We start from the raw sequence: 20,769 nt of genomic DNA, 5'->3' as shown, positions 1-20,769 counted from the left end.
TAGGCCGTCCCGATAAACGGGGAAGGCCGCTTCGCAGAGAGGTCCTATTCGTCCGGCCCCGGCTCCGGCCACGGCTCCTTCGCCGCTTCCGCATACCACTGGCGCATCGCCGGCAGCGCGAGGATCGCGTCGACATAGGCCCTGGTATCGGGCGCCAGATCCCCGCCATAGGTGTCGAAGCGGGTGACGACAGGCGCATACATGGCGTCGGCCGCGGTGAAATGGCCGAACAGAAACGGGCCGCCCTTGCCGTGTTTCTCGCGGCACTCGCGCCACAGCGCTTCGATGCGGGTGCGTTGCGCCTCGCCCTCGGCGTCGAGTGGCTTGTGGGCCCTCGGTCGGCGCAAGTTCATCGGCCAGCCATAGCGGACTTCGCGAAAACCGGAATGCATCTCGGTCGCCGCCGAACGCGCTAGCGCCCGGGCGCCGATATCGGCCGGCCAGAGCTTTTTCTCCGGAAAGAGATCGGCGAGGTATTCAAGGATGGCAAGGGTTTCCCAGACCATTCCGCCAGTGTGATTCGAGGACTTGTGAACCAAGACAGGGACCTGACCTGTCGGCGACACTTTCGCCAGGTTGGCGGCGGTCTCGGGGGTGCGCAGCCGCACCAAGACCTCTTCGAACGGTATCTCCAGGTGCCGCATCGCCACCCAGGGCCTGAGCGACCAGGACGAGAAGCACTTGTTGCCGATATAGAGCGTGAATTCCGACATTTGTCCCCCTTGGCGGTTTGCTCCTTGCGGAGTGCGCTGGCCGGCACCCTAGCCTGCCGGCGCGGCGCCCGAAAGACACCCTGTTTCGCCGACATAAGCGGCGGCTGTTGGAACCGAAACCGTGCCGGCTCGTTTGCCAAGGCGAACCAAACCCGGGAGATGAGAAAATGGTGAACAAGGATCAGGTCGCCGGTGCGGCCAAGCAGGTAAAAGGCTCGGTCAAGCAAGCCGCCGGCAAAGTGACCGGCGATAGGCAGACGCAGGCAGAAGGCATGGCAGACAAGGCCACCGGCAAGGTGCAGAAGGCCTATGGCGACGCGAAGGACAAGGTCAAGAAATCGCTTGACCGCTGAGGAAAGGGGCCGCGTCGAGCGGCCCTTTTCACGTCTTCAGCGATTTGCTGAAAGCGTTGGTGAAAATCACGTCGCCATGATCGTCGCCGGCTTCGCCCAGCACGACATCCAGGCTGTTGCTGGTGACACGTGCCAAGGCGAAGCCGCCCATCTAGGCGGCTTTCGGCTTGAAGAGATCGAGGCCGGCGCGTTGATAGATCATCGGCACCTCGTGCTGGTGACCGTGGAAAGACGGCAACGACGTTCTAGCCCTTCAGGGCGGGCAGCAAGGCCTGGCGGTCCGCATCGCTGCACACCAGAAAACCACGTCGTGAAAACAATAGGGACGGAAGTCGATTCATCATCGGGGAATTCAGCACAAGCGGCGTCTGTCCGTCCAGTTGGTCGAGACATCGGCCACATAGCCGGGCCCTAGCGATCCACCTGCCTCAAGTAGCGCCGTGCCGGCGCAGCACCCTGCGACGTCGCCTCGCCACCGGCTCGCCCTGCGGTGATGCGGCGAGCGAGGCGCTCCGCTCCAGCGCCGCAACGCAATCGCGCAAGGGGCCGGCGTCCTGCGCTGTCTTGGCCATCGACATGGCGCCGGAATAGGCGGCGACCGCAAACACCGCAAAATGCTCGGGATCCGTGCCTTGCTCCCTGCCCTCCCGCTGGTCGGCCCTGATCTTGTCGGCGATCGCCTGGCGCCAGGCCGAAAAGACGCCGGCAAGGGCATTCCGAAATTCGGGATCGGCGAGCGACAGTTCATGCGCCAGATTGTTGAGAGGGCAACCGCGCACGAAACCTTGCCGTTCCAGTTCCGCCGCCACGGCGTCGAACACTTGACGCACGCCCTCGCGGGCCGAAACCGCCTGCCGCACCGGCGCGATCCACGTCTCCTCGACCGCCGCCGCCACGCGCTCGTCGATGACCGCCAGCGCCAGCGCCTTCTTGGTCGGGAAATGATGATGCAAGGCGCCACCGCTGACGCCTGCCGCCGCCATCAGGTCGCCGAGGCTGGAAGCATGGTAGCCGCGTGCCTGAAACGCCGCCTCGGCGACATCGAGCACTTTGCGGCGCATGCCTTCGGGGTCATTGATGCGTTTACCTCGGACTCGCCGCGGCCGGATGTTGAGCTCTGCTGACATTGTCGAAGGATAGCATGTTGACAAAACAGGGCAACCGGTCTGTTTATAAACAGGATGATCAACCTGTTTTGGAGACTCCGCGGATGAACCCGATCCCGAATGCCACGCCTAAGCCGGCGGTACTCACCTCGCCGATCGTCGAATTGCGGCAGTACACGTTGAAGCCGGGCCGGCGCGAAACGTTGATCGATATCTTCGACACGCAGTTCATCGAAAGCCAGGAAGACGCGGGGATGACCATCATCGGCCAGTTCCGCGATCTAGACCGCCCCGATATGTTCGTCTGGATGCGCGGTTTCGAGAGCATGGATGCGCGCAAGGACGCTCTGAGTGCGTTCTATGACGGCCCGGTATGGGCGGCGCACCGCGACGCCGCAAACGCGACGATGATCGATTCCGACGATGTGTTGCTGCTACGGCCGGCGTGGCCGGATGCCGGTTTCGATCTGTCAGGATTGCACCGGCCAACGGCCGACACGGCCAAAAGCACAAGCGAACGGAGCGGGTTGCCCAGCCTGGTTGAGATTTCGATTCATCATTTGCGGTCGGGCATCGGCGCCGACCTCGCCGGGCGCTTCCGGGCGGAGATGGTTGCGCGGCTTGCCCAGACCGCCGCGCGTCTGCTGGGCGCCTTCCTGACGGAGCCAGCCGCAAACACCTTCCCGCGACTTCCCGTGCGCGCCGGCGAAAACGTCTTCATGACCGTTATCGGCTTCCCCGACGGCGATGCCCATGCCAGCCATCGCCTCGCCACTTCGCCGGTGTGGCAGGCGCTTGGCCAGAACATGCAGGCCATCAGCATAAAGCCGGTCGAGACATTGCGGCTGGCGCCCACGGCCCGGTCGCTGTTGCGGTGATCAGGGGCCGGTCAACTGTCCCGTCATCGCCGAGGCGACAAAGGCCGGGTCCTCCCAATGGGATCGCGACCGCAACTTTGCGCCCAGACGAGACGGGATCCGGTCGGGCGCTTGCGGCGGACGCCGGCCGAAGTTCATACCCTGAGATAGCCTGATGGCTTGACCCCGTCACGGACTTGCGGTGCGATCCCTCTGTTTGATGGCAAACGCATGGTGAGGTGCGTGATGAGGCTTCGCGGCAAGCGGGCGGTGGTCACCGGCGGATCGGACGGCATCGGCCTGGCGATCGCCGAGGCATTCCTGCACGAGGGCGCCGATGTCCTGATCGTCGGCCGCGACGCGGGCAAACTCGACACCGCTCGCCATAAGCTGACGGCCCTCGGCTCGAAAGGCATGGTGGCGATATTGTCGGCCGATCTCGCCACCAGCCCCGGCCTCGCAGCGGTCGTCGAGCAGGTGAAAGAATCCGGCCGGCCACTCGACGTTCTCGTCAACAATGCCGGTGTCGCCTATCTCGTGCCGTTTGAGAGTGTCAGCGAGGCACAGTTCCAGCACTCTTTCGCGCTCAATGTGACGGCTGCCTTCTTCCTCACCCAGGGGCTGCTGCCGCATCTCGGTGCAGGTGCATCCGTCATCAACATCTCCTCCTATTTCGCCAACAAGATGATCCCGAAGCGGCCATCAAGCCTCTACTCCCTGTCCAAAGGCGCGTTGAACTCGCTGACCAAATCGCTGGCCTTCGAACTCGGCCCGCGCGGCATCCGCGTCAACGCAATCGCACCCGGTACGGTGGACACGGCAATGCGGCGCAAGACTGTCGACAACCTGCCGGCCGAGGCACAGGCGGAACTGAAAGCCTATGTCGAGCGCAGCTATCCCCTCGGCCGCATCGGCCGCCCTGACGACCTCGCCGGGATGGCGGTCCATCTCGCCAGCGATGATGCCGCCTGGACCAGCGGCGGCATCTTTGCGATTGACGGGGGGTATACGGCGGGGTGAGTCATCTCCGCCGCGATAGGGGTGACCGGCTATAGCTTCAACCGATTTGCATCCTTACCGTTCGCATTCTCCGCTTGAAGCCATTTGTGCAACGCGATACGCCGTTGCCCAAATCGACAGACCGGAGCCTTGCCGTGAGCACGCAAAAGACGAGAACCGAAACCGATACGTTCGGCCCCATCGAGGTCGCCGCCGACCGTTATTGGGGCGCGCAGGCGCAGCGTTCCCTCGGCAATTTCAAGATCGGTTGGGAGAAGCAGCCGGCTTCGATCGTGCGCGCGCTGGGCATCGTCAAGCGGGCGGCGGCGGAAGCCAACATGGAACTCAAGCGGCTCGATCCGGTTATCGGCAAACCGATCATCGAGGCCGCGCAGGAGGTCATCGACGGCAAGCTCAACGACCACTTTCCGCTGGTGGTTTGGCAGACCGGCTCGGGCACGCAGTCCAACATGAACGCCAACGAGGTGATCTCGAACCGCGCGATCGAGATGCTGGGCGGCGTCATGGGCTCGAAAAAGCCGGTCCACCCCAACGACCATGTCAATATGAGCCAGTCCTCCAACGACACCTATCCGACGGCCATGCACATCGCCTGCGCCGAGCGGATCATACATGACCTGATCCCCGCGCTGCACCACCTGCACAAGGCGCTCGCCGCCAAGAGCCGGGATTTCAACCACATCATCAAGATCGGCCGCACCCACACGCAGGATGCCACGCCGCTGACGCTGGGCCAGGAATTCTCCGGCTATGCGGCGCAGGTCGCCTCCTCTATCAAGCGCATCGAGCAGACGCTGCCCGGCTTGCAGGAACTGGCGCAGGGCGGCACCGCCGTCGGCACCGGCCTCAATGCGCCGGTCGGTTTCGCCGAGCGGGTGGCCGATCGCATCGCCGCCATTACCGGCGTCGCCTTCGTCACCGCGCCGAACAAGTTCGAGGCCCTCGCCGCCCATGATTCCATGGTGTTCTCGCACGGTGCCATCAATGCCGCGGCCGCGGCACTGTTCAAGATCGCCAACGACATCCGTTTCCTCGGCTCCGGCCCGCGCTCGGGCCTCGGCGAATTGTCGCTGCCGGAAAACGAACCGGGCTCCTCGATCATGCCGGGCAAGGTCAACCCAACCCAGTGCGAGGCGATGACCCAGGTCTGCGTGCAGGTGTTCGGCAACAATGCGGCGCTGACCTTCGCCGGCAGCCAGGGCCATTTCGAGCTCAACGTCTACAATCCGCTAATGGCCTATAATTTCCTGCAGTCGGTGCAGTTGCTCGCCGACGCTTCGGTCTCCTTCACCGACAATTGCGTCGTCGGCATCGAGGCGCGAGAGGACAACATCAAGGCGGCACTCGACCGTTCGCTGATGCTGGTGACTGCGCTTGCGCCCACCATCGGCTACGACAACGCCGCCAAGATCGCCAAGACCGCGCACAAGAAAGGCACGACGTTGCGCGAGGAAGCGTTGGCAACCGGACTGGTCAGCGAGGCCGACTATGACCGCCTGGTGCGGCCGCAGGACATGACGCATCCGGGGTGAAGGCATTTTTCGGCGGGAGAATGTCCTCACTCCAGCTCATCGATTGACACGAATTTCCGTTTTTTACCGGCTCACAGAAACGTATGCCCTGTGAACAATGTGTCGCCGGACAGGCGGCTTTGGTGAACAGTCGGCATGGTCTATCTGATGGGGTATCAACCTCTTTCGGAGAGCCACCATGTCCACAAACACCTCCTTCGCCGGCAGCGGCACCGCGTCCAACAGCTCCGTCACCATCCTCATCGGCCGTATCCTGCTCGCGGTCATTTTTCTGCTTTCCGGATTCGGCAAGCTCACAGCCATTTCCGGCACCGCCGCCTATTTCGGCGGCCTCGGCCTGCCGGCACCAACGGCGACGGCCGTCATCGTCGGATTGATCGAGCTGCTTGGCGGCCTTGCCGTCCTCGTCGGTTTCCAGACCAGGGTCGCCGCCTGGGTGCTCGCGATCTTCACGATCGCGACCGGGCTGGTCGCCCACACCGGCTGGGCCGACCAGATGCAGATGATCCAGTTCCTCAAGAATGTCGCCATCACCGGCGGTTTCCTGCTGCTGGCCTCTTCGGGTGCCGGCGCATATTCGATCGACGCCAAGCGCGGCTGAGGTTTTCCTCCAAGGACCTGAAATGAGCGGCGCGGAATTTTCCGCGCCGCTTTTTCGTTATGGGATCACAGGCCTACAGCATGTCGCGGCAATTCGCCCACCCTGCTGTAAGCTTTTGATTTTATGCATGTCATTGTCCCGGAACCTAGGACACTCCCGGGCAACATGCATTAGATTGCAACGGCGCCGGCGACCGTGCCGGCAAGGGAGGGAGCCATGGGTCGCAGTGCATTGCTTCTGGTTTCACGGCTGTTGTTTGCCGTGCTGTTCGTGCCGTCCGGCTTCCAGGCGCTCGCCAACATTGCCGGCACCACCAGCTATTTCGCCGGTCTCGGCCTGCCGTTGCCAGCGCTCGCCGCCTGGGGCACTGGCCTTTTCGAGTTGATCGCGGGGCTGCTGATCCTCGTTGGTTTGCAGACGCGGATCGTGGCACTCCTGCTGGCCGGCTTCTGCGTCGCGGCCGGCTATATCGGCCATTACGGCCAAGGCGCCGAGGATGCGACGCTCGCCTTCCTGCACCAGCAGATGCTGATGAAGGATATCGCGATATCGGGTGGGTTCCTGGCGCTTGCCATGGCCGGCGCCGGCGCATGGTCGGCCGACAGTCGCGGCTTCGGCATCGGCGCCGACGCGACTTGACTATTTCGCCGACACGCTCTGCCCGCCCTCGACCGCCAGCACCAGACGCCGGTTGGTGATGCGCGCCAGTTGCGCCAGCCGGCCGGCCGGGCGCTCGCCGTACAGGTTGGAGAGCGAAGCCGGTAGTACTAGCGCCAGCGCGCCGTTCGGGCGGCTTTCCCATTTCAGCCTCGGCATGATGCCGGGCATGGCGGCCGTCAGCAGATAGACGACGCGCATCATCGCTGCCAGCACGCGGGCGCGCTCCAGCAGGCGCGGCGGCGCCAGCGCCTTGATTTCGGGCGCCACCAATTCATTGAAGACGCCATCATGACGGTAGGCGTTGGTCAGCGCCAGGTAGGCGCGGCCGGGGTGATCGACACCGATGAACGAGGCATGCGCGATGATGTTGAGCGACTGCTTGCCGCGATATTCCGGATGAGCGCGCCAGCCGATATCGGCGAGCAGGCAGGCGGCATGGCGATAGCGCGCTTCGTCTTCCGTCTCGTCGATGCCGAACGCCTTGAAAGCCTTGCCGGTCCATTCGACCAGGTCATGCGCGTGATGGACCGAACGCGAGCGCAGAAGCGCAAGCTCCTCGGCGGCCGAGATCAGCGGATCGGCCTTCTGCTCGGCCTCATCGAGGAGCGAATAGAGGAAACCCTCACGCACGCCTTGCGCCGAAACGATGATCCTGGACGGCTGCATCGCCGTCATGATCTCCTGCAGCACGAGAGCGCCATAGGGCAGCAGCGAGCGGCGGTTCTTGGAGACACCCTCGATACCCCTCACCTTTTCGACTTCGCCCCTGGTCACCTGCTTGAGGAAGTTCTGAGCGCTCTCGGCCGATATTTCGTAGTGGTGCATGACGCCGAGCGGGTAGTTGTTCATCTCCATATGCAGCCTGGCGAGGTTTCGCCAAGTGCCGCCAACAGCGTAGAAAGTCCTGCCTTGTCCGCCCTTCAAGAGCTTGGCCCGGGCCAGTTCCTGGCGCGCGATCTTCTGTGCCTGGACGAGCGAGTTCTTCGCCATGTCCTGCAGGCGCAGGCCGCCGAGCGGCAGCGTGATACCGTCGCCGATCGCCTCGCCATCAATGTCTATGAGTTCGAGGCTGCCGCCGCCAAGGTCGCCGGCAATGCCGTTGGCCGGGTGGAAGCCGGAGATGACGCCGAGCGCGGAATAATGCGCTTCCTGGCGGCCGGAGAGCACACGGATTTCGGTCTTGAGCACATCCTCGGCGCGATGGATGAAATCAGGACCGTTGATCGCCTCGCGGGCGGCGGCGGTTGCCAGCACGTACATGTGTTCGGCGCCAGCCTGGTCGGAGAGCGCGCGGAAACGGCGAAACTCCTCCATCGAGCGCGCCACCCCCTCCGGGTCTAGCTTCCCCGTCGACACGATGCCGCGGCCGAGGCCGGCCAGCATCTTTTCGTTGAACAGCATGGTCGGCGAGCGCGCCAGCCCCTCATAGACGACGAGACGGATCGAATTGGAGCCGATGTCGATGATGGACAGCGGTCGGCGGTCCTGCAGCCGGCCCTGGGAATTGGACAGCATCAGGTGGTGGCGTTCTTCTTGCGGCGCTTGAACTGGGCTATTCGCTTAGGCGCATGCGATTTCAGCGCGTCACCCCGTCCCGACAGGCTCGGATTGGTCATGAAATATTCCTGCGCGTTGAACTGTTCCTCGCCCTCCTCCAGCACCACGCGCCGGGAGGTTCCATCAGCCAATACGTCGAAACTTTGCTGATTGTCCATGATGTTGCCCAGCATGATCTGGCCCAGAATCTGTTCATGCACAGTTGGATTGGTGATCGGCACCATGGTCTCGACGCGGCGGTCGAGATTGCGCGGCATGAGGTCGGCCGAGGAGATGTAGACGATCGCCTCGTCCGACGGGAGGCCGTGGCCGTTGCCGAAGCAGTAGATGCGGCTGTGCTCGAGGAACCGGCCGACGATCGACTTGACCCTGATGTTTTCCGACAGGCCCGGCACCTGCGGCCGCAGGCAGCAGATGCCGCGCACGACGAGGTCTATCTCCACTCCGGCGCGGCTTGCATCGTAGAGCGCATCGATGATGATGGGATCGACGAGCGCGTTCATCTTCATCCAGATACGCGCCGGNGAGTTCAGACGTGTGCTCTTCCGATCTGATGAAATTGAACAATTGGGCGACATCGCGGGCGATCGTCGGGTCGGTGGTGAAGAAGGACAGGTCGGTGTAGATGCGCGCGGTGACCGGGTGGTAGTTGCCGGTGCCGAGATGGACGTAATTGCGCAGCTTGCCGTCCTCGCGCCGCACCACCAGCGACATCTTGGCGTGGGTCTTGAGTTCGAGGAACCCGAACACGACCTGGACGCCGGCACGTTCGAGATCGCGCGCCCAGCGGATGTTGGCCTCCTCGTCGAAACGCGCCTTGAGCTCGACCAGCGCCGTCACCGACTTGCCGGCTTCGGCCGCATCAACCAGAGCACGCACGATCGGGCTGTCGTTGGAGGTGCGATAGAGCGTCTGCTTGATCGCCACCACTTCGGGATCGGCCATTGCCTGGCGCAGGAACTGCACCACCACGTCGAACGACTCATAGGGGTGATGGACGACGATGTCCTTCTCGCGAATGGCGGCGAAACAGTCGCCGCCATGCTCGCGGATACGCTCGGGAAAACGTGGGTTGTAGGGGATGAATTTCAGGTCGTCGCGGGGAACGGAGACGATCTCGGAGATCTGGCTGAGCGCCAGCGGCCCGGTGAGCACACTGATGCGGCTCGACGAGACGCCAAGCTCGCCGGCGACAAAATCGCGCAATTCCCCGGGCATCAGCTTGTCGAATTCGATTCGGATGACCGAACCGCGGCGGCGGCGCTTCAGCGCCGTTTCGAACAGACGCACGAGATCTTCCGATTCCTCTTCGACCTCGATGTCGCTGTCACGAATGATGCGGAACGTGCCGGAACCCTTGACCTCGTAGCCGGGGAAGAGCTTGCCGATGTAAAGGCCGACCGCCTCCTCCAGCGGGATGAAGCGGACATGGTGCTTGCGGTCCGGCAGGCGGATGAAGCGCTTCAGCGCCACCGGCAGGCGCAAGAGCGCGCTCATCTCCTCGCCATTCTTGCGATGGCGAAGCTGCAACGCCATCGAGAAGCCGAGATTGGGAATGAACGGGAACGGATGCGCCGGGTCGATCGAGAGCGGGGTCAGCACGGGAAACACCTGCTCCTGGAAATGGTCTTCCAGCCAGACCTTCTCGTCCTTGGTCAGCGCGTCGCGGGTGATGGTTTCGATGCCTTCCTTGTTGAGCAGCACCGTGAGGGCCGACAGGCTCTTCTGCTGGTCCTCCTGCAGCCGCTCGACCTCACGCAGCAATTGTTCGAGCTGCTGTTCGGGAGTGCGTCCGTCCGGGCTCTTCAGCACGATGCCTTCGCGCACCTGGCCGGCAAGGCCGGCGACGCGCACCATGAAGAATTCGTCGAGATTGGCGGCCGAGATCGACAGGAAGCGGACGCGCTCCAGCAGCGGGTGATGGGTGTTCAGCGATTCCTCGAGAACGCGGCGATTGAACTGCAGCCAGGAGAATTCGCGATTGACGAAGCGGTCCGGATTGCCTTCCGGGCTCGCTGCCGCGACATTGCTGAATTCGCTCTGTACCGGCTTCAGTTCGTTCATGATTCCTGCTCTTCCGCCCGCCTCAGCCGGTTAACCGGCTTAACTTATCCTGTGGCAGGCTTTTGCGACAGTTCTCTGACAGGCTTTTGCGACAGTTTGATTTCATCGAACTTGCAAACAGACTTGATATGATCCAGATGCAGAGCGACTGCGTTAAGGAGACGACGATGGCAGGCGGTTCCATTCCCCATTTCCAGAACGATGCGGGCCACCCGGCGATCGACATCGGGGTCAAGGAATTCATGTGCACGGGCGCCAACCCGCCTTTCGACCATCCGCATGTTTTTCTCGACATGGGCGACGACAATGAGAAAGTCTGCCCTTACTGCTCGACCCTCTATCGCTATTCGCCGAAGCTGAAGGCGACCGAAACGCTGCCGGCGGGCTGTCTCTACATCGACCAGGCCGCCTGACCTTCCGATCATGAGCGAGACGCAGTCCCGGCAGGTCGTGATCGCCGGGGCTGGCATCGCCGGACTGACAGCAGCGATTGCCTTTGCCGAACGCGGCTATTCCGTGAGGGTGTTCGAACAGGCGCAGCGCCTCGAAGCGGCGGGCGCCGGCATCCAGCTCTCTCCTAACGCGACGCGCATACTGCGCCAGCTTGGCGTGCTCGACACGCTTCGTGCCAATGCCGTCCGGCCGGAAGCCGTGGTGCTGAAGGACGCCGCGAGCCTGCGCCAACTGGCACGCGTGCCGCTTGGCGGAGCCGGCGAGGAACGCTGGCGCGCGCCCTATCTCCTGGCGCACCGGGCGGATCTGCAAGACGCCCTGATGGGGCGCGTTGCGCAACTGCCCGACATCCATCTCACCACCGGTGCGCAGGTCAGCAGCGTGGCCTCCGGTTCACTCGTTATCACCAGGACAGACGGGGTCGGCCGCAAGGTCATCGATATCCAAGGATCTCTGCTGGTCGGCGCCGATGGCGTCTGGTCAGCGGTGCGGAGGTTTGCCAGTCCAGGCAGCGGAGCCGGCTTCGCGAACAGCCATTTCTCCGGCGAACTGGCCTGGCGGGCGACGGTGAGCGCGGAGAACGAGGCGGGGCGAGCCTTCGCCGCGATCGGCGCCACCGACTGCGTCACCACCTTCCTGCACCCGGGATTCCACATGGTCGCCTACCCCGTCAGCAGGGGTAGCGCCTTCAACCTTGCCGCCTTCACCCGGGGCGAGCGCATCGCCGAGGGGTGGTCACGCAGTGCCGACCCCGCCATCCTTTCGGGCGCCATGCGCCGCACCGCGCCGGCGCTGGCGCAATTAGTGGAATTCGCTGGCCCGTGGACCGCCTTCCCCATCCACACGGTCGAGCAGCGACGCTGGACTGTGCCGGAAGGCATCGCGCTGATCGGCGACGCCGCGCACGCGATGACGCCGTTCGCGGCGCAAGGTGCTGCCATGGCGATCGAGGACGCCGCGACGCTGGCCAACCTCGTCGCCGACATCCCCGGCGACCTGACGCAAAGCCTCATCATCTGGGAGAACCTGCGGCGGTCGCGCATCGCCAAGGTCATCCGTCGCGGCGCGCTCAACCGGCTTGCCTGGCATGCCCATGGCCCGGTGGCGTTGGCCCGCAATCTGTTTCTGGCGGCGCGACCGGGAGAGAAGCTCGCAGCCGATCTGGACTGGCTTTACGGGTGGGAGCAGCAGCGGATCATCCCTCGGTGAAAGGAGCCAGCGGCAAAGCTAATTATACAGCCGCATCGACAGCCCAAGCGAAACCGGCAGCGGGTTCCACCAGCCGGTGCGCAGGCCGGCAGTGCGCAGTGCAGCCGCCGTCCAGGTGTTGCAACCGATCAGCGCGTTGAAGTGGCCATTCGCCTCATAAAAGCGGTCAAAATTGGAGTAGCCGGCATTGTCGACGACGATCGGGCCGTTCGGCCCCTGCTGAAAGCTCGCTTCGATGAAATCGAGCAATGCGGCAAAACGGTCTTCGCCCACGTCGAAGCCTGCGACATCGGGGTGCGGCTCGGGAATATTGCCGGCGACGTCGACATGCATCACCGACGCATCGAGCGTCAAAGCCTTGAATGCGGGCAGCGCCTTCAATTGCGACCATGTTGGCGTTTCCAGGTAGAATGCGCGCCCGCCCCAGCCGAAGACGAGGTAGCGCACATCGGGCGCGTCCGAAGGCAAGCCGGCATCGGCCAGAAAACGGAAGCGCCGGCGCACCTCGTCATCCACCGGAATGGCGATGTCGGTGTGGATCGGATTTTTCAGCACCAATATGTGCATGATGCCCTCGCCCGCTGCGGCTGCCGGCCAGAGCGGGCGCGGCACCAGCGTGCCGAGCGACACGGCGAGCACCAGTGCTGCAACCAGCATGGCCAGGAAACGCAGGAGTTTTCTCATCGGCGCGGCTTCGCGTGTCCATTCGCGGCTCAATGAAGAAGATCATTATCCGATCGGCCAGAGGCAAAAAAGCCCGGCCGCGGCGCGACCGGGCTTTCTCGAGTTGGCGTCAGTCCGCTCAGTGCAGGATCTGCGACAGGAACAGCTTCGTGCGTTCGTGGCGCGGATGGTCGAAGAACTCGGCCGGCGTGTTCTGCTCCACGATCTGGCCCTGATCCATGAAGATCACCCGGTTGGCGACTTTCCGCGCAAAGCCCATCTCGTGGGTGACGCACAGCATGGTCATGCCTTCCTCGGCCAGACCCACCATGGTTTCCAGCACTTCCTTGATCATTTCCGGGTCCAGCGCCGAGGTCGGCTCGTCGAACAGCATGATGCGCGGGTTCATGCACAGCGAGCGGGCGATTGCCACGCGTTGCTGCTGGCCGCCGGAAAGCTGACCCGGATATTTGTTGGCCTGCTCGGGGATCTTGACGCGCTTGAGGAAATGCATGGCGATTTCCTCGGCCTGCTTCTTCGGCGTCTTGCGCACCCAGATCGGCGCCAGCGTGCAGTTCTCGAGGATGGTCAGATGCGGGAACAGGTTGAAGTGCTGAAACACCATGCCGACCTCTCGGCGCACCTCGTCGATCTTCTTCAGATCGTTGGTGAGTTCCTTGCCATCGACGATGATCTTGCCCTTCTGGTGCTCTTCCAGCCGGTTGATGCAGCGGATCATGGTCGACTTGCCCGACCCGGACGGTCCGCAAATGACGATACGCTCGCCGCGCATCACCTTCAGATTGATGTCCTTCAGCACATGGAACTCGCCGTACCATTTATGCATGGCGATGATGTCGATGGCGACATCGGTGGTCGAGATATGCATCTTGGCCGCGTTGACCTTGATCTCCTCCGCGCTGACGGCATTTTCGGTGGCCATGGCTGGGGTCCCCTTGTTCTTTTGTTTAGCGTTTGTAGCCGGTGTCGAGCCGGCGTTCCGTGTACATTGAATAGCGCGACATGCCGAAGCAGAACAGCCAGAAGACGAAGGCGGCGAACACAAGACCGGATTTCGCGGTCTGCGCCGTAGCCCAGTTGGCGTCGGAGAAGTTCTGCTTGACGATGCCGAGCAGGTCGAACATCGAGATGATGAGGACCAGGCTGGTGTCCTTGAACATGCCGATGAAGGTGTTGACGATGCCGGGTATGACCAGCTTCAGCGCCTGCGGCAACACGATCAAGCTCATCTTCTGCCAGTAGCCGAGACCGAGCGAATCGGCGCCTTCATACTGGCCCTTGGGGATCGCCTGCAGGCCGCCGCGCACCACTTCGGCCATATAGGCCGCGGCAAACAGCGACACGCCGATCAGCGCCCTCAGATACTTATCGAAGCTGACGCCGGCCGGCAGGAACAGCGGCAGCATGACGCTGACGAAAAACAGGACGGTGATCAGCGGTATGCCGCGCACGGCTTCGATGAAGATAATGCACAGCATCTTGACGATCGGCATCTTCGAGCGCCGCCCGAGCGCCAGCACGGTGCCCAGCGGCAGCGATACGGCGATGCCGACGAAGGACAGGCTCAGCGTGATCAGCAGCCCGCCCCAGCGCGAGGTTTCGACATGCGGCAGGCCGAATACGCCGCCGACCAGCAGGAAGAAGGAAACGATCGGCAGCACCAGGAAAAGCAGGATCGCGTTCAGCCCCTTGCGCGGCACACGCGGCATCAGCATCGGCACCAGCAGCGCCACGAACAGGATGGCGACCAGGATCGGCCGCCAGCGCTCCTCGACCGGATAGGTGCCGAACATGAACTGGCCGAACTTGGCATTGACGAAAGCCCAGCAGGCTCCGCTCCAGCCGTCGGGCTGAATGCCGCCTTGCGCGACGGTGGCGCAGACCGTGCGGTCCGGTCCGGTCCACTGTGCGTTGATGAACGCCCAGTTGATGACCTGCGGCAGAACCCAGGCGACGATGACGATGCCGAGGATGGTGAGGATGGTGTCGCCGACCGAGCCGATCAGGTTCTTGCGCACCCAGGCGATGGGGCCGCTGACGCTCGCCGGCGCGGTCTGCGCCAGCGCCATTTCGGTGCGCACCCAGGACAGATCGTGTTCCTGCATGGTCCTACCTCTCCACCAGCGCCATCCTGGCGTTGACCACGTTCATCACGGCCGAGGTCACCAGGCTGAGTATGAGATAGGCGATCATCATGATCAGCACGCCCTCGACCGCTTGTCCGGTCTGGTTCAGAACGGTGCCGGCCGTTGCCGTCAGGTCGGGATAACCGATGGCGATCGCCAGCGAGGAGTTCTTGGTCAGGTTGAGATACTGGCTGGTCAGCGGCGGGATGACGATGCGCATGGCCTGCGGCACCACGACCAGCCGCAGGATCGAACCGGATCGCAGCCCAAGTGCGGCCGCCGCCTCGGTCTGGCCCTTGCTGACGCCCCTGATGCCGGCGCGCACAATTTCGGCGATGAAGGCCGCCGTGTAGCAGGACAGCGCCAGATAGAGCGAAAGGAACTCCGGTTTGACCTGGAAGCCGCCGGTCAGGTTGAAGGTCGATTGTTTGGGCAAATCAAAGCTCAGCGGAAAGCCGCTCAGCACGTAAGCCAGCAGCGGCAGGCCGACGATCAGCGCGGCGGAGGTCCAGAACACCGGAAATTGCTGGCCCGTCGCCATCTGCCGCTGACGCGCCCTGCGGGCGACGAACCACGACATCGCGATGCCCACGACAAGGGCGACCAGGATCAGCCAGGAGCCGTCGCCCCAGACCGGGCGCGGAAAATAGAAGCCGCGCTGGTTGAGGAAGGAGCCGAAGGGGAGATGATAGGAATCGCGCGGCGCCGGCAGCACGGCGAGCACGCCGGAATACCAGAAGAAGATGACCAGCAGCGGCGGGATGTTGCGGAAGATCTCGACATAGACCGTGCAGATCTTCTGGACCAGCCAGTTCTGCGACAGCCGGCCGATGCCGATGACGAAGCCGATGATGGTGGCGGTGATGATGCCGGCGACGGCAACGATGATGGTGTTGATCAGGCCGACGACAATGGCGCGGCCATAGGTCGAGTCCGACGTATAGGCGATCGGCGTGTCCGAGATGTCGAAGCCGGCGCGCCCCTTGAGGAAGCCGAAGCCGGAGGCGATGTGCAGGCGCTGCAGATTGTCGATGACGTTCTGCACGATCCACCAGATGGAGCCGAACAGAACGATGACGACCAGCGTCTGAAAGAAGAGACCGCGAATTCTCGGGTCATTGACGAAGGAGCCGCGGCTCGGCTCCTCGCGTAGGATTTCCTGCGATGCCATGTCACGTCCCCTGTGAAAGAGAAACCGGAAGGCAGGAGCCTGCCTTCCGGATCACGTTTCGATCAGCGGATCGGCGGCGCGTATTGCAGGCCGCCCTTGGTCCATAGCGCATTGATGCCACGGGCAATCTTGAGCGGGCTGCCCGAGCCGACATTGCGGTCGAACATTTCGCCGTAATTGCCGGTGGCCTTGACGATGTTGACGACCCAGTCGTTGGAGACGCCAAGGTCGGTGCCGATCTTGGTGTCTGCTTCCTGGCCGAGCACACGCTTGATCTCCGGGCTGGCGGAGTTTTTCATCTCGTCGACATTGGCCTTGGTGATGCCGAGCTCCTCGGCGTCGAGCAGAGCGAAATAGGTCCACTTGACGATGTGGTACCACTGGTCGTCGCCCTGGCGAACGGCAGGTCCGAGCGGCTCTTTCGAGATGATCTCGGGCAGCACGACGTGATCGGCCGGCGAGCCGAGCGTCAAGCGAATGCCGTAAAGGCCCGACTGGTCGGTGGTGTAGACGTCGCAGCGGCCGGCATCATAAGCGGCATTGACCTCTTCGAGCTTCTCGAAGACGACCGGATTGTACTCCATCTTGTTCGCCTTGAAGTAGTCGGCGAGGTTGAGCTCGGTGGTCGTGCCGCTCTGCACGCAGACGGCGGCGCCCGAAAGCTGCAGCGCCGAATTGACGCCGGGCAGCTTCTTGGCGTTGATCATGAAGCCCTGACCGTCATAGTAGGTCGTGCCGATGAAATTCAGGCCGAGCGCGGTATCGCGGTTGATCGTCCAAGTGGTGTTGCGCGAGAGGATGTCGACCTCGCCGGACTGCAGCGCGGTGAAGCGTTCCTTGGCGCTGAGCGGCGTGAACTTGACCTTGGTGCCATCACCGAAGACGGCGGCGGCAACCGCGCGACAGAAATCGGCGTCGATGCCCTGCCAGTCACCCTTGTCGTCCGGCGCGGAGAAGCCGGCCAGACCGGTCGAGACGCCGCACTGGATGAAGCCCTTCGCCTTGACGGTGTCAAGCGTGCCCGCCGACGCGGCCGACGCCATCAATCCGAGCGTAGCGGCGCCAAGAATGCCGATAGCAATGTGTTTCATAACCCACAGACCCTTTTCTGTTTTTTCAGGCAAACCCTGATCTTTTTTCCCTTGTGAACGCAGCTCCCATCCCGTCCCATTCCCGAAACCCCGCATCGCAAACCGACGCGCCGCCTTTCCATTCACGAACAGCATCGAAGGCGATAATTCCCGTGAGGTCAAGGAAAATGACCGAATCCGACCGGGTTTGAAAATCGATTGCCTGAAATGGCTAAATTGCAGACAAACGTGCACGCGATCTGGTCAGAAGCGCGACTTGAATCGGCAAAGCTCATTTGACGCAGATGTGAGCCGGCGCTGTAGAATCCGTTCCGGGCAATACCTCGGCGTTACTGCCCCCGGCACGAAATACGTTGACGTAACGGAATACTTTCGGCCGACGATTACCCCATGATTGCCGGTCGATATTGCTTGTGGACAAAGTGGCGCGCGGTCTCAAAGCGCGGGAANGGCCGACGATTACCCCATGATTGCCGGTCGATATTGCTTGTGGACAAAGTGGCGCGCGGTCTCAAAGCGCGGGAAGGCCCAGCCAGATGCCGACCGCAACCATCAATGCACCGGAGATGCGCGGGATCAATTGCCCGGCCGGAACCACCTTCTCCAGAAGAACAAGGACGGCGATGCCGGCGATCCACAGCACGTTCATGACACCGCCGACGAACAGCAGGGTCATCAGCGCCCAGCAGCAGCCGAGACAATAAGCGCCGTGATCCATGCCAAGCCGAAGTGCGCCGGGCGCGGTGGTGCGGAATCCGCCATGGCTCGCCAGGAACGCGATCGGCGCCTGGCATTGGCGCAGGCAGACGCCCTTGATCGGCGTCCATTGGTAGAGGCCGGCGGCGATCAGGATGATACCGCCGAGGACCGCGCTGTGCGCCGCCATCAAGGGATCGAGCATCCCGAAACGGACGAGCAGCCATTGCGCACCCGTCGCCACGATGCTGAAGACGACCCAGACGACGAGATAGCCGGTAAAAAACCATGCAGTCGAAGCGATAGGCCGGCTGTCCGCCAGCGCCTTGCGGGCGACGCCGGCATAGAGCAGCAACATCGGCGCGACCGACGGCGTCATCATGCCGACCATCATCACGGCCCACATCGTGAAGGTGAAGACGAAATCGACCGATGCCCAGGCCCGGAAACCCGGCGCCACGGCAGCGCCCATATCCATGCTCGCCATGTCCATCCCGGCCATGTCCATCCCGGCCATGTCCATCCCGGCCATGTCGCCTGCCTCGCCGCCCGACATGGGGCTACCAGGCATGCCCATGTCGGCGGCGAGCCAAAGAACATAGGCCCAGGCGAACACGGCAATTACGGCGAGCGCGGCCGTCACGACCGCGCGGTCGCGCCGCAGCACCGCCTCAAGAGCCGTGTCGCCCATCGGATCAGATCAATGCACGATGCCGCTCTGCGTGAGATGCAGGTTGGCGAAATGGCTATGCGTGTCCGCCACCTCGAATTTGATCGGGCTCGTCGTCTTGGTCCAGCCGCGCCCGACCTCGGCGATGGCGTATTCGAAGCCGTGCGGCAGGTCGATGCGCGCCCGATGCTCGGCGCCGGTGACCGGGTTCTTGATCGGCTCACCACGGCCGTCGGTTACGCCCTTGACGTGCAGCCGGCCCGTTCGGCCATCGACGTCGACCTCGAAATCGATCGCGGCGAAGATCGGATCGTGGAACTTCTCCAAGGTGGTCGAAAAGACCTGGAATATTGTCGCGCCCGGTTCGGTGTCCTGACCGCCCAGTATGCGGAGAAGGGCTTCACGCTGGGCTTCGCTGGCCCTCTCGTCGATGACCACCGCGGCCTCCCCCCTGCCCTGGTGTATCGCGCCGGGCCAGCTGAAGATGCCGACGAAGCGCAGCCCGTCGAGCTTGGTGTCGCCATGATGGCCGGTCTCGATTTCCATGCCGGCGACGGCTTGGCAGAATCCGTATGTCGGCATGGCATTGAACTGGCATGGGCAGCCATAGGCACAATTGCAGTTGATGAATTCGCGCGCCTTCATCGTCCATTTGACGTCAGGCATGACATTCCTCCCCTTTCCGCTCGCTGGAGCGGGATGCCCGGATCGGGACCAGGAGGTAGCCGGCAAGAACCATCCGGCAGCATCTGATCGAAGCATCCGGCGATTACCATTAGAAATTTATCATATACCTTTCACAGCCGGCTACAATAGGTTCACCAGCTGGCCACCAACCTTTCGACAGGGCGCCGCCGCGCGTGGTTGGTCCGATTCCGGATCAGATCGCGGGCTGTCTTCGGGCCCAGGAATTGGCATATTCGAAGTCCATTCCTGGCGAACGGTGGGCTGTTGCACGGTCCACGACGCCGCATTATGGCTAGTGCCTTGTCTAACAAGGCGACCAAGAATGGCGAAAGACGGCAGCGAGCAGGGTTCCGGCACGATGGGCATCAACACGCGGCTCGCCCATTCGGGTAACAACCCGCATGACTATTTCGGCTTCGTCAACCCGCCGGTCGTGCATGCCTCGACCGTGCTGTTCCCAAATGCCTCCGTGATGGCCGCACGCAGCCAGAAGTACACTTACGGCACGCGTGGCACACCGACGACGGACGCTCTTGCGCATGCCATTGACGCGCTGGAAGGCTCGGCCGGCACGATCGCGGTGCCGTCGGGCCTTGCGGCTGTGACCGTGCCGCTGCTCGCCTTCGTATCGGCGGGCGATCATCTGCTGATCGTCGATTCCGTCTATCATCCCACGAGAAACTTCGCCGACACGATGCTGAAGCGGCTCGGCGTCGAGGTCGAATATTATGCTCCCAATATCGGCGCCGGCATCGCGACGTTGATCAAGCCGAACACCAAAGTGGTGTTCACCGAATCGCCGGCCTCCAACACGTTCGAGGTGCAGGACATCCCGGCGATCGCCAAGGCGGCGCATGCGGCCGGCGCCATCGTGATGATGGACAATACATGGGCGACGCCGCTCTATTTCCGGCCGCTAGACCATGGCGTCGACATCTCGATCCATGCGGCGACGAAATATCCTGCAGGCCATTCGGACGTGCTGCTCGGCACGGTCTCGGCCAATGAGGCCTGCTGGGGGCAGCTCTACGAGAGCTTTTGCACGCTTGGCTGCTGTGCTGGACCCGACGACGTCTACCAAGTGCTGCGCGGCCTGCGCACGATGGGTGTTCGGCTCGACCGTCACCAGCGCAGCGCGCTAGCCATCGCCTCGTGGCTCGAAGGCGAAGAAGGCGTGGCGCGCGTGCTCCACCCTGCCCTTCCAAGCCATCCGGACCACGATCTTTGGAAGCGCGACTTCCGCGGTTCGAGCGGCATCTTTTCCATCGTGCTGGCCGGTGGGGGCCAGCACGAGCAGCACGCTTTCCTCGACGCACTGCGGATCTTCGGTCTCGGCTACTCCTGGGGAGGCTATGAGAGCCTCGCGGTGCCGGTCTGGCTTGGCGACCGCGTCGTTGCGAAAGGCCCCTATGAAGGTCCACTGATACGACTGCAGATCGGCCTAGAGGATGTCGACGACTTGAAAGCCGACATTCGGAGCGGGCTTGCGGCAGCGGCGCGCGCAGGCTGACCTCAAACA

Annotated in this window: 19 protein-coding genes and 1 pseudogene; 9 read left to right on the top strand and 11 right to left on the bottom strand. The window is 63.0% G+C overall.

Going from position 1 to position 20,769, the window contains the following annotated elements; translation table 11 throughout:
* Positions 1 to 44: 44 nt before the first annotated feature.
* Positions 45 to 713, bottom strand: a complete 669-nt coding sequence (locus tag X742_RS149290) for a glutathione S-transferase family protein (protein WP_023773484.1) — start codon at positions 711 to 713, stop codon at positions 45 to 47.
* Between the two features lie 167 nt (positions 714 to 880).
* On the opposite strand from X742_RS149290, the gene X742_RS149295 reads away from it, so the two are divergent.
* The gene (locus X742_RS149295; RefSeq protein ID WP_015318399.1) at positions 881 to 1,066 is read left to right on the top strand and encodes a CsbD family protein; all 186 of its coding nucleotides are present in this window, start codon (positions 881 to 883) and stop codon (positions 1,064 to 1,066) included.
* A 28-nt stretch (positions 1,067 to 1,094) separates the two neighbouring features.
* Here X742_RS149295 and X742_RS1000000172705 read toward each other — a convergent pair.
* A pseudogene (locus X742_RS1000000172705) lies at positions 1,095 to 1,356 on the bottom strand (metallophosphoesterase); the annotation flags it as partial.
* 138 nt (positions 1,357 to 1,494) lie between these two features.
* Positions 1,495 to 2,127, bottom strand: coding sequence for a TetR/AcrR family transcriptional regulator (locus tag X742_RS149300; RefSeq protein ID WP_051407659.1), 633 nt, complete (start codon positions 2,125 to 2,127; stop codon positions 1,495 to 1,497).
* A gap of 149 nt (positions 2,128 to 2,276) precedes the next feature.
* On the opposite strand from X742_RS149300, the gene X742_RS149305 reads away from it, so the two are divergent.
* The 5 genes from X742_RS149305 (at position 2,277) to X742_RS149325 (ending at position 6,821) form a co-directional block, all read left to right on the top strand.
* The gene (locus X742_RS149305) at positions 2,277 to 3,050 is read left to right on the top strand and encodes an NIPSNAP family protein (protein WP_023773480.1); all 774 of its coding nucleotides are present in this window, start codon (positions 2,277 to 2,279) and stop codon (positions 3,048 to 3,050) included.
* A gap of 225 nt (positions 3,051 to 3,275) precedes the next feature.
* On the top strand, positions 3,276 to 4,049 hold the full coding sequence (locus X742_RS149310) for an SDR family oxidoreductase (RefSeq protein WP_023773479.1): 774 nt from the start codon (positions 3,276 to 3,278) through the stop codon (positions 4,047 to 4,049).
* A 134-nt stretch (positions 4,050 to 4,183) separates the two neighbouring features.
* Complete coding sequence (fumC, locus tag X742_RS149315) at positions 4,184 to 5,581, top strand: class II fumarate hydratase (protein WP_023773478.1); 1,398 nt, start codon at positions 4,184 to 4,186, stop codon at positions 5,579 to 5,581.
* A gap of 178 nt (positions 5,582 to 5,759) precedes the next feature.
* A complete protein-coding gene (locus X742_RS149320; RefSeq protein ID WP_023773477.1) occupies positions 5,760 to 6,182 on the top strand; it encodes a DoxX family protein in 423 nt (140 codons plus the stop codon).
* A gap of 216 nt (positions 6,183 to 6,398) precedes the next feature.
* Positions 6,399 to 6,821 (top strand): DoxX family protein, encoded by a 423-nt coding sequence (locus X742_RS149325; protein WP_023773476.1) that lies wholly within the window; start codon positions 6,399 to 6,401, stop codon positions 6,819 to 6,821.
* Here X742_RS149325 and ppx read toward each other — a convergent pair whose 3' ends face one another.
* Positions 6,822 to 8,357 (bottom strand): exopolyphosphatase, encoded by a 1,536-nt coding sequence (ppx, locus tag X742_RS149330; RefSeq protein WP_023773475.1) that lies wholly within the window; start codon positions 8,355 to 8,357, stop codon positions 6,822 to 6,824.
* A 2,273-nt stretch (positions 8,358 to 10,630) separates the two neighbouring features.
* Between ppx and X742_RS149335 the strand changes: the two genes are divergently transcribed.
* Both X742_RS149335 and X742_RS149340 read left to right on the top strand, forming a co-directional pair.
* A complete protein-coding gene (locus X742_RS149335) occupies positions 10,631 to 10,876 on the top strand; it encodes a zinc-finger domain-containing protein (RefSeq protein ID WP_015318409.1) in 246 nt (81 codons plus the stop codon).
* Positions 10,877 to 10,886: 10 nt separating this feature from the next.
* Positions 10,887 to 12,125, top strand: coding sequence for an FAD-dependent monooxygenase (locus X742_RS149340; protein WP_023773474.1), 1,239 nt, complete (start codon positions 10,887 to 10,889; stop codon positions 12,123 to 12,125).
* An 18-nt stretch (positions 12,126 to 12,143) separates the two neighbouring features.
* On the opposite strand, the gene X742_RS149345 is transcribed toward X742_RS149340, so the two are convergent.
* The 7 genes from X742_RS149345 to X742_RS149375 form a co-directional block, all read right to left on the bottom strand.
* Positions 12,144 to 12,809, bottom strand: coding sequence for a TIGR02117 family protein (locus X742_RS149345; protein WP_023773473.1), 666 nt, complete (start codon positions 12,807 to 12,809; stop codon positions 12,144 to 12,146).
* Between the two features lie 118 nt (positions 12,810 to 12,927).
* Positions 12,928 to 13,731 carry an amino acid ABC transporter ATP-binding protein gene (locus X742_RS149350; RefSeq protein WP_010915400.1) on the bottom strand — a complete coding sequence of 268 codons (804 nt, stop codon included), beginning with the start codon at positions 13,729 to 13,731 and terminating at the stop codon, positions 12,928 to 12,930.
* Between the two features lie 25 nt (positions 13,732 to 13,756).
* Positions 13,757 to 14,914: an amino acid ABC transporter permease gene (locus X742_RS149355; protein ID WP_023773472.1), complete on the bottom strand. Its 1,158-nt coding sequence runs from the start codon at positions 14,912 to 14,914 to the stop codon at positions 13,757 to 13,759.
* A 4-nt stretch (positions 14,915 to 14,918) separates the two neighbouring features.
* Positions 14,919 to 16,106 (bottom strand): amino acid ABC transporter permease, encoded by a 1,188-nt coding sequence (locus X742_RS149360; RefSeq protein ID WP_023773471.1) that lies wholly within the window; start codon positions 16,104 to 16,106, stop codon positions 14,919 to 14,921.
* 62 nt (positions 16,107 to 16,168) lie between these two features.
* Positions 16,169 to 17,197, bottom strand: coding sequence for an amino acid ABC transporter substrate-binding protein (locus tag X742_RS149365; protein ID WP_015318414.1), 1,029 nt, complete (start codon positions 17,195 to 17,197; stop codon positions 16,169 to 16,171).
* Between the two features lie 511 nt (positions 17,198 to 17,708).
* The gene (locus X742_RS149370; protein ID WP_023773470.1) at positions 17,709 to 18,584 is read right to left on the bottom strand and encodes a DUF2182 domain-containing protein; all 876 of its coding nucleotides are present in this window, start codon (positions 18,582 to 18,584) and stop codon (positions 17,709 to 17,711) included.
* A gap of 9 nt (positions 18,585 to 18,593) precedes the next feature.
* A complete protein-coding gene (locus tag X742_RS149375; RefSeq protein WP_023773469.1) occupies positions 18,594 to 19,229 on the bottom strand; it encodes a DUF1326 domain-containing protein in 636 nt (211 codons plus the stop codon).
* 343 nt (positions 19,230 to 19,572) lie between these two features.
* Between X742_RS149375 and X742_RS149380 the strand changes: the two genes are divergently transcribed.
* Positions 19,573 to 20,760 (top strand): cystathionine beta-lyase, encoded by a 1,188-nt coding sequence (locus tag X742_RS149380; RefSeq protein ID WP_023773468.1) that lies wholly within the window; start codon positions 19,573 to 19,575, stop codon positions 20,758 to 20,760.
* Positions 20,761 to 20,769 lie beyond the last annotated feature (9 nt).

Origin of the sequence: Mesorhizobium sp. LNHC229A00 (assembly GCF_000502415.1) — a bacterium.
In the GTDB taxonomy this organism is placed as follows: domain Bacteria; phylum Pseudomonadota; class Alphaproteobacteria; order Rhizobiales; family Rhizobiaceae; genus Mesorhizobium.
Note: the sequence above shows the minus strand (reverse complement) of the source record. Positions and strands in the feature narration are given on the sequence as shown.

What these genes read in the sequence shown, in the direction of transcription:
- X742_RS149295 (WP_015318399.1), top strand. Translation starts at nt 881, where the DNA reads ATGGTGAACAAGGATCAGGTCGCCGGTGCGGCCAAGCAGGTAAAAGGC.
- X742_RS149360 (WP_023773471.1), bottom strand. Translation starts at nt 16,106, where the DNA reads ATGGCATCGCAGGAAATCCTACGCGAGGAGCCGAGCCGCGGCTCCTTC.
- X742_RS149370 (WP_023773470.1), bottom strand. Translation starts at nt 18,584, where the DNA reads ATGGGCGACACGGCTCTTGAGGCGGTGCTGCGGCGCGACCGCGCGGTC.
- X742_RS149290 (WP_023773484.1), bottom strand. Translation starts at nt 713, where the DNA reads ATGTCGGAATTCACGCTCTATATCGGCAACAAGTGCTTCTCGTCCTGG.
- X742_RS149325 (WP_023773476.1), top strand. Translation starts at nt 6,399, where the DNA reads ATGGGTCGCAGTGCATTGCTTCTGGTTTCACGGCTGTTGTTTGCCGTG.
- X742_RS149350 (WP_010915400.1), bottom strand. Translation starts at nt 13,731, where the DNA reads ATGGCCACCGAAAATGCCGTCAGCGCGGAGGAGATCAAGGTCAACGCG.
- X742_RS149375 (WP_023773469.1), bottom strand. Translation starts at nt 19,229, where the DNA reads ATGCCTGACGTCAAATGGACGATGAAGGCGCGCGAATTCATCAACTGC.
- X742_RS149320 (WP_023773477.1), top strand. Translation starts at nt 5,760, where the DNA reads ATGTCCACAAACACCTCCTTCGCCGGCAGCGGCACCGCGTCCAACAGC.
- X742_RS149335 (WP_015318409.1), top strand. Translation starts at nt 10,631, where the DNA reads ATGGCAGGCGGTTCCATTCCCCATTTCCAGAACGATGCGGGCCACCCG.
- X742_RS149310 (WP_023773479.1), top strand. Translation starts at nt 3,276, where the DNA reads ATGAGGCTTCGCGGCAAGCGGGCGGTGGTCACCGGCGGATCGGACGGC.
- X742_RS149305 (WP_023773480.1), top strand. Translation starts at nt 2,277, where the DNA reads ATGAACCCGATCCCGAATGCCACGCCTAAGCCGGCGGTACTCACCTCG.
- ppx (WP_023773475.1), bottom strand. Translation starts at nt 8,357, where the DNA reads ATGCTGTCCAATTCCCAGGGCCGGCTGCAGGACCGCCGACCGCTGTCC.
- X742_RS149365 (WP_015318414.1), bottom strand. Translation starts at nt 17,197, where the DNA reads ATGAAACACATTGCTATCGGCATTCTTGGCGCCGCTACGCTCGGATTG.
- X742_RS149345 (WP_023773473.1), bottom strand. Translation starts at nt 12,809, where the DNA reads ATGAGAAAACTCCTGCGTTTCCTGGCCATGCTGGTTGCAGCACTGGTG.
- X742_RS149380 (WP_023773468.1), top strand. Translation starts at nt 19,573, where the DNA reads ATGGCGAAAGACGGCAGCGAGCAGGGTTCCGGCACGATGGGCATCAAC.
- X742_RS149300 (WP_051407659.1), bottom strand. Translation starts at nt 2,127, where the DNA reads ATGCGCCGCAAAGTGCTCGATGTCGCCGAGGCGGCGTTTCAGGCACGC.
- X742_RS149355 (WP_023773472.1), bottom strand. Translation starts at nt 14,914, where the DNA reads ATGCAGGAACACGATCTGTCCTGGGTGCGCACCGAAATGGCGCTGGCG.
- X742_RS149340 (WP_023773474.1), top strand. Translation starts at nt 10,887, where the DNA reads ATGAGCGAGACGCAGTCCCGGCAGGTCGTGATCGCCGGGGCTGGCATC.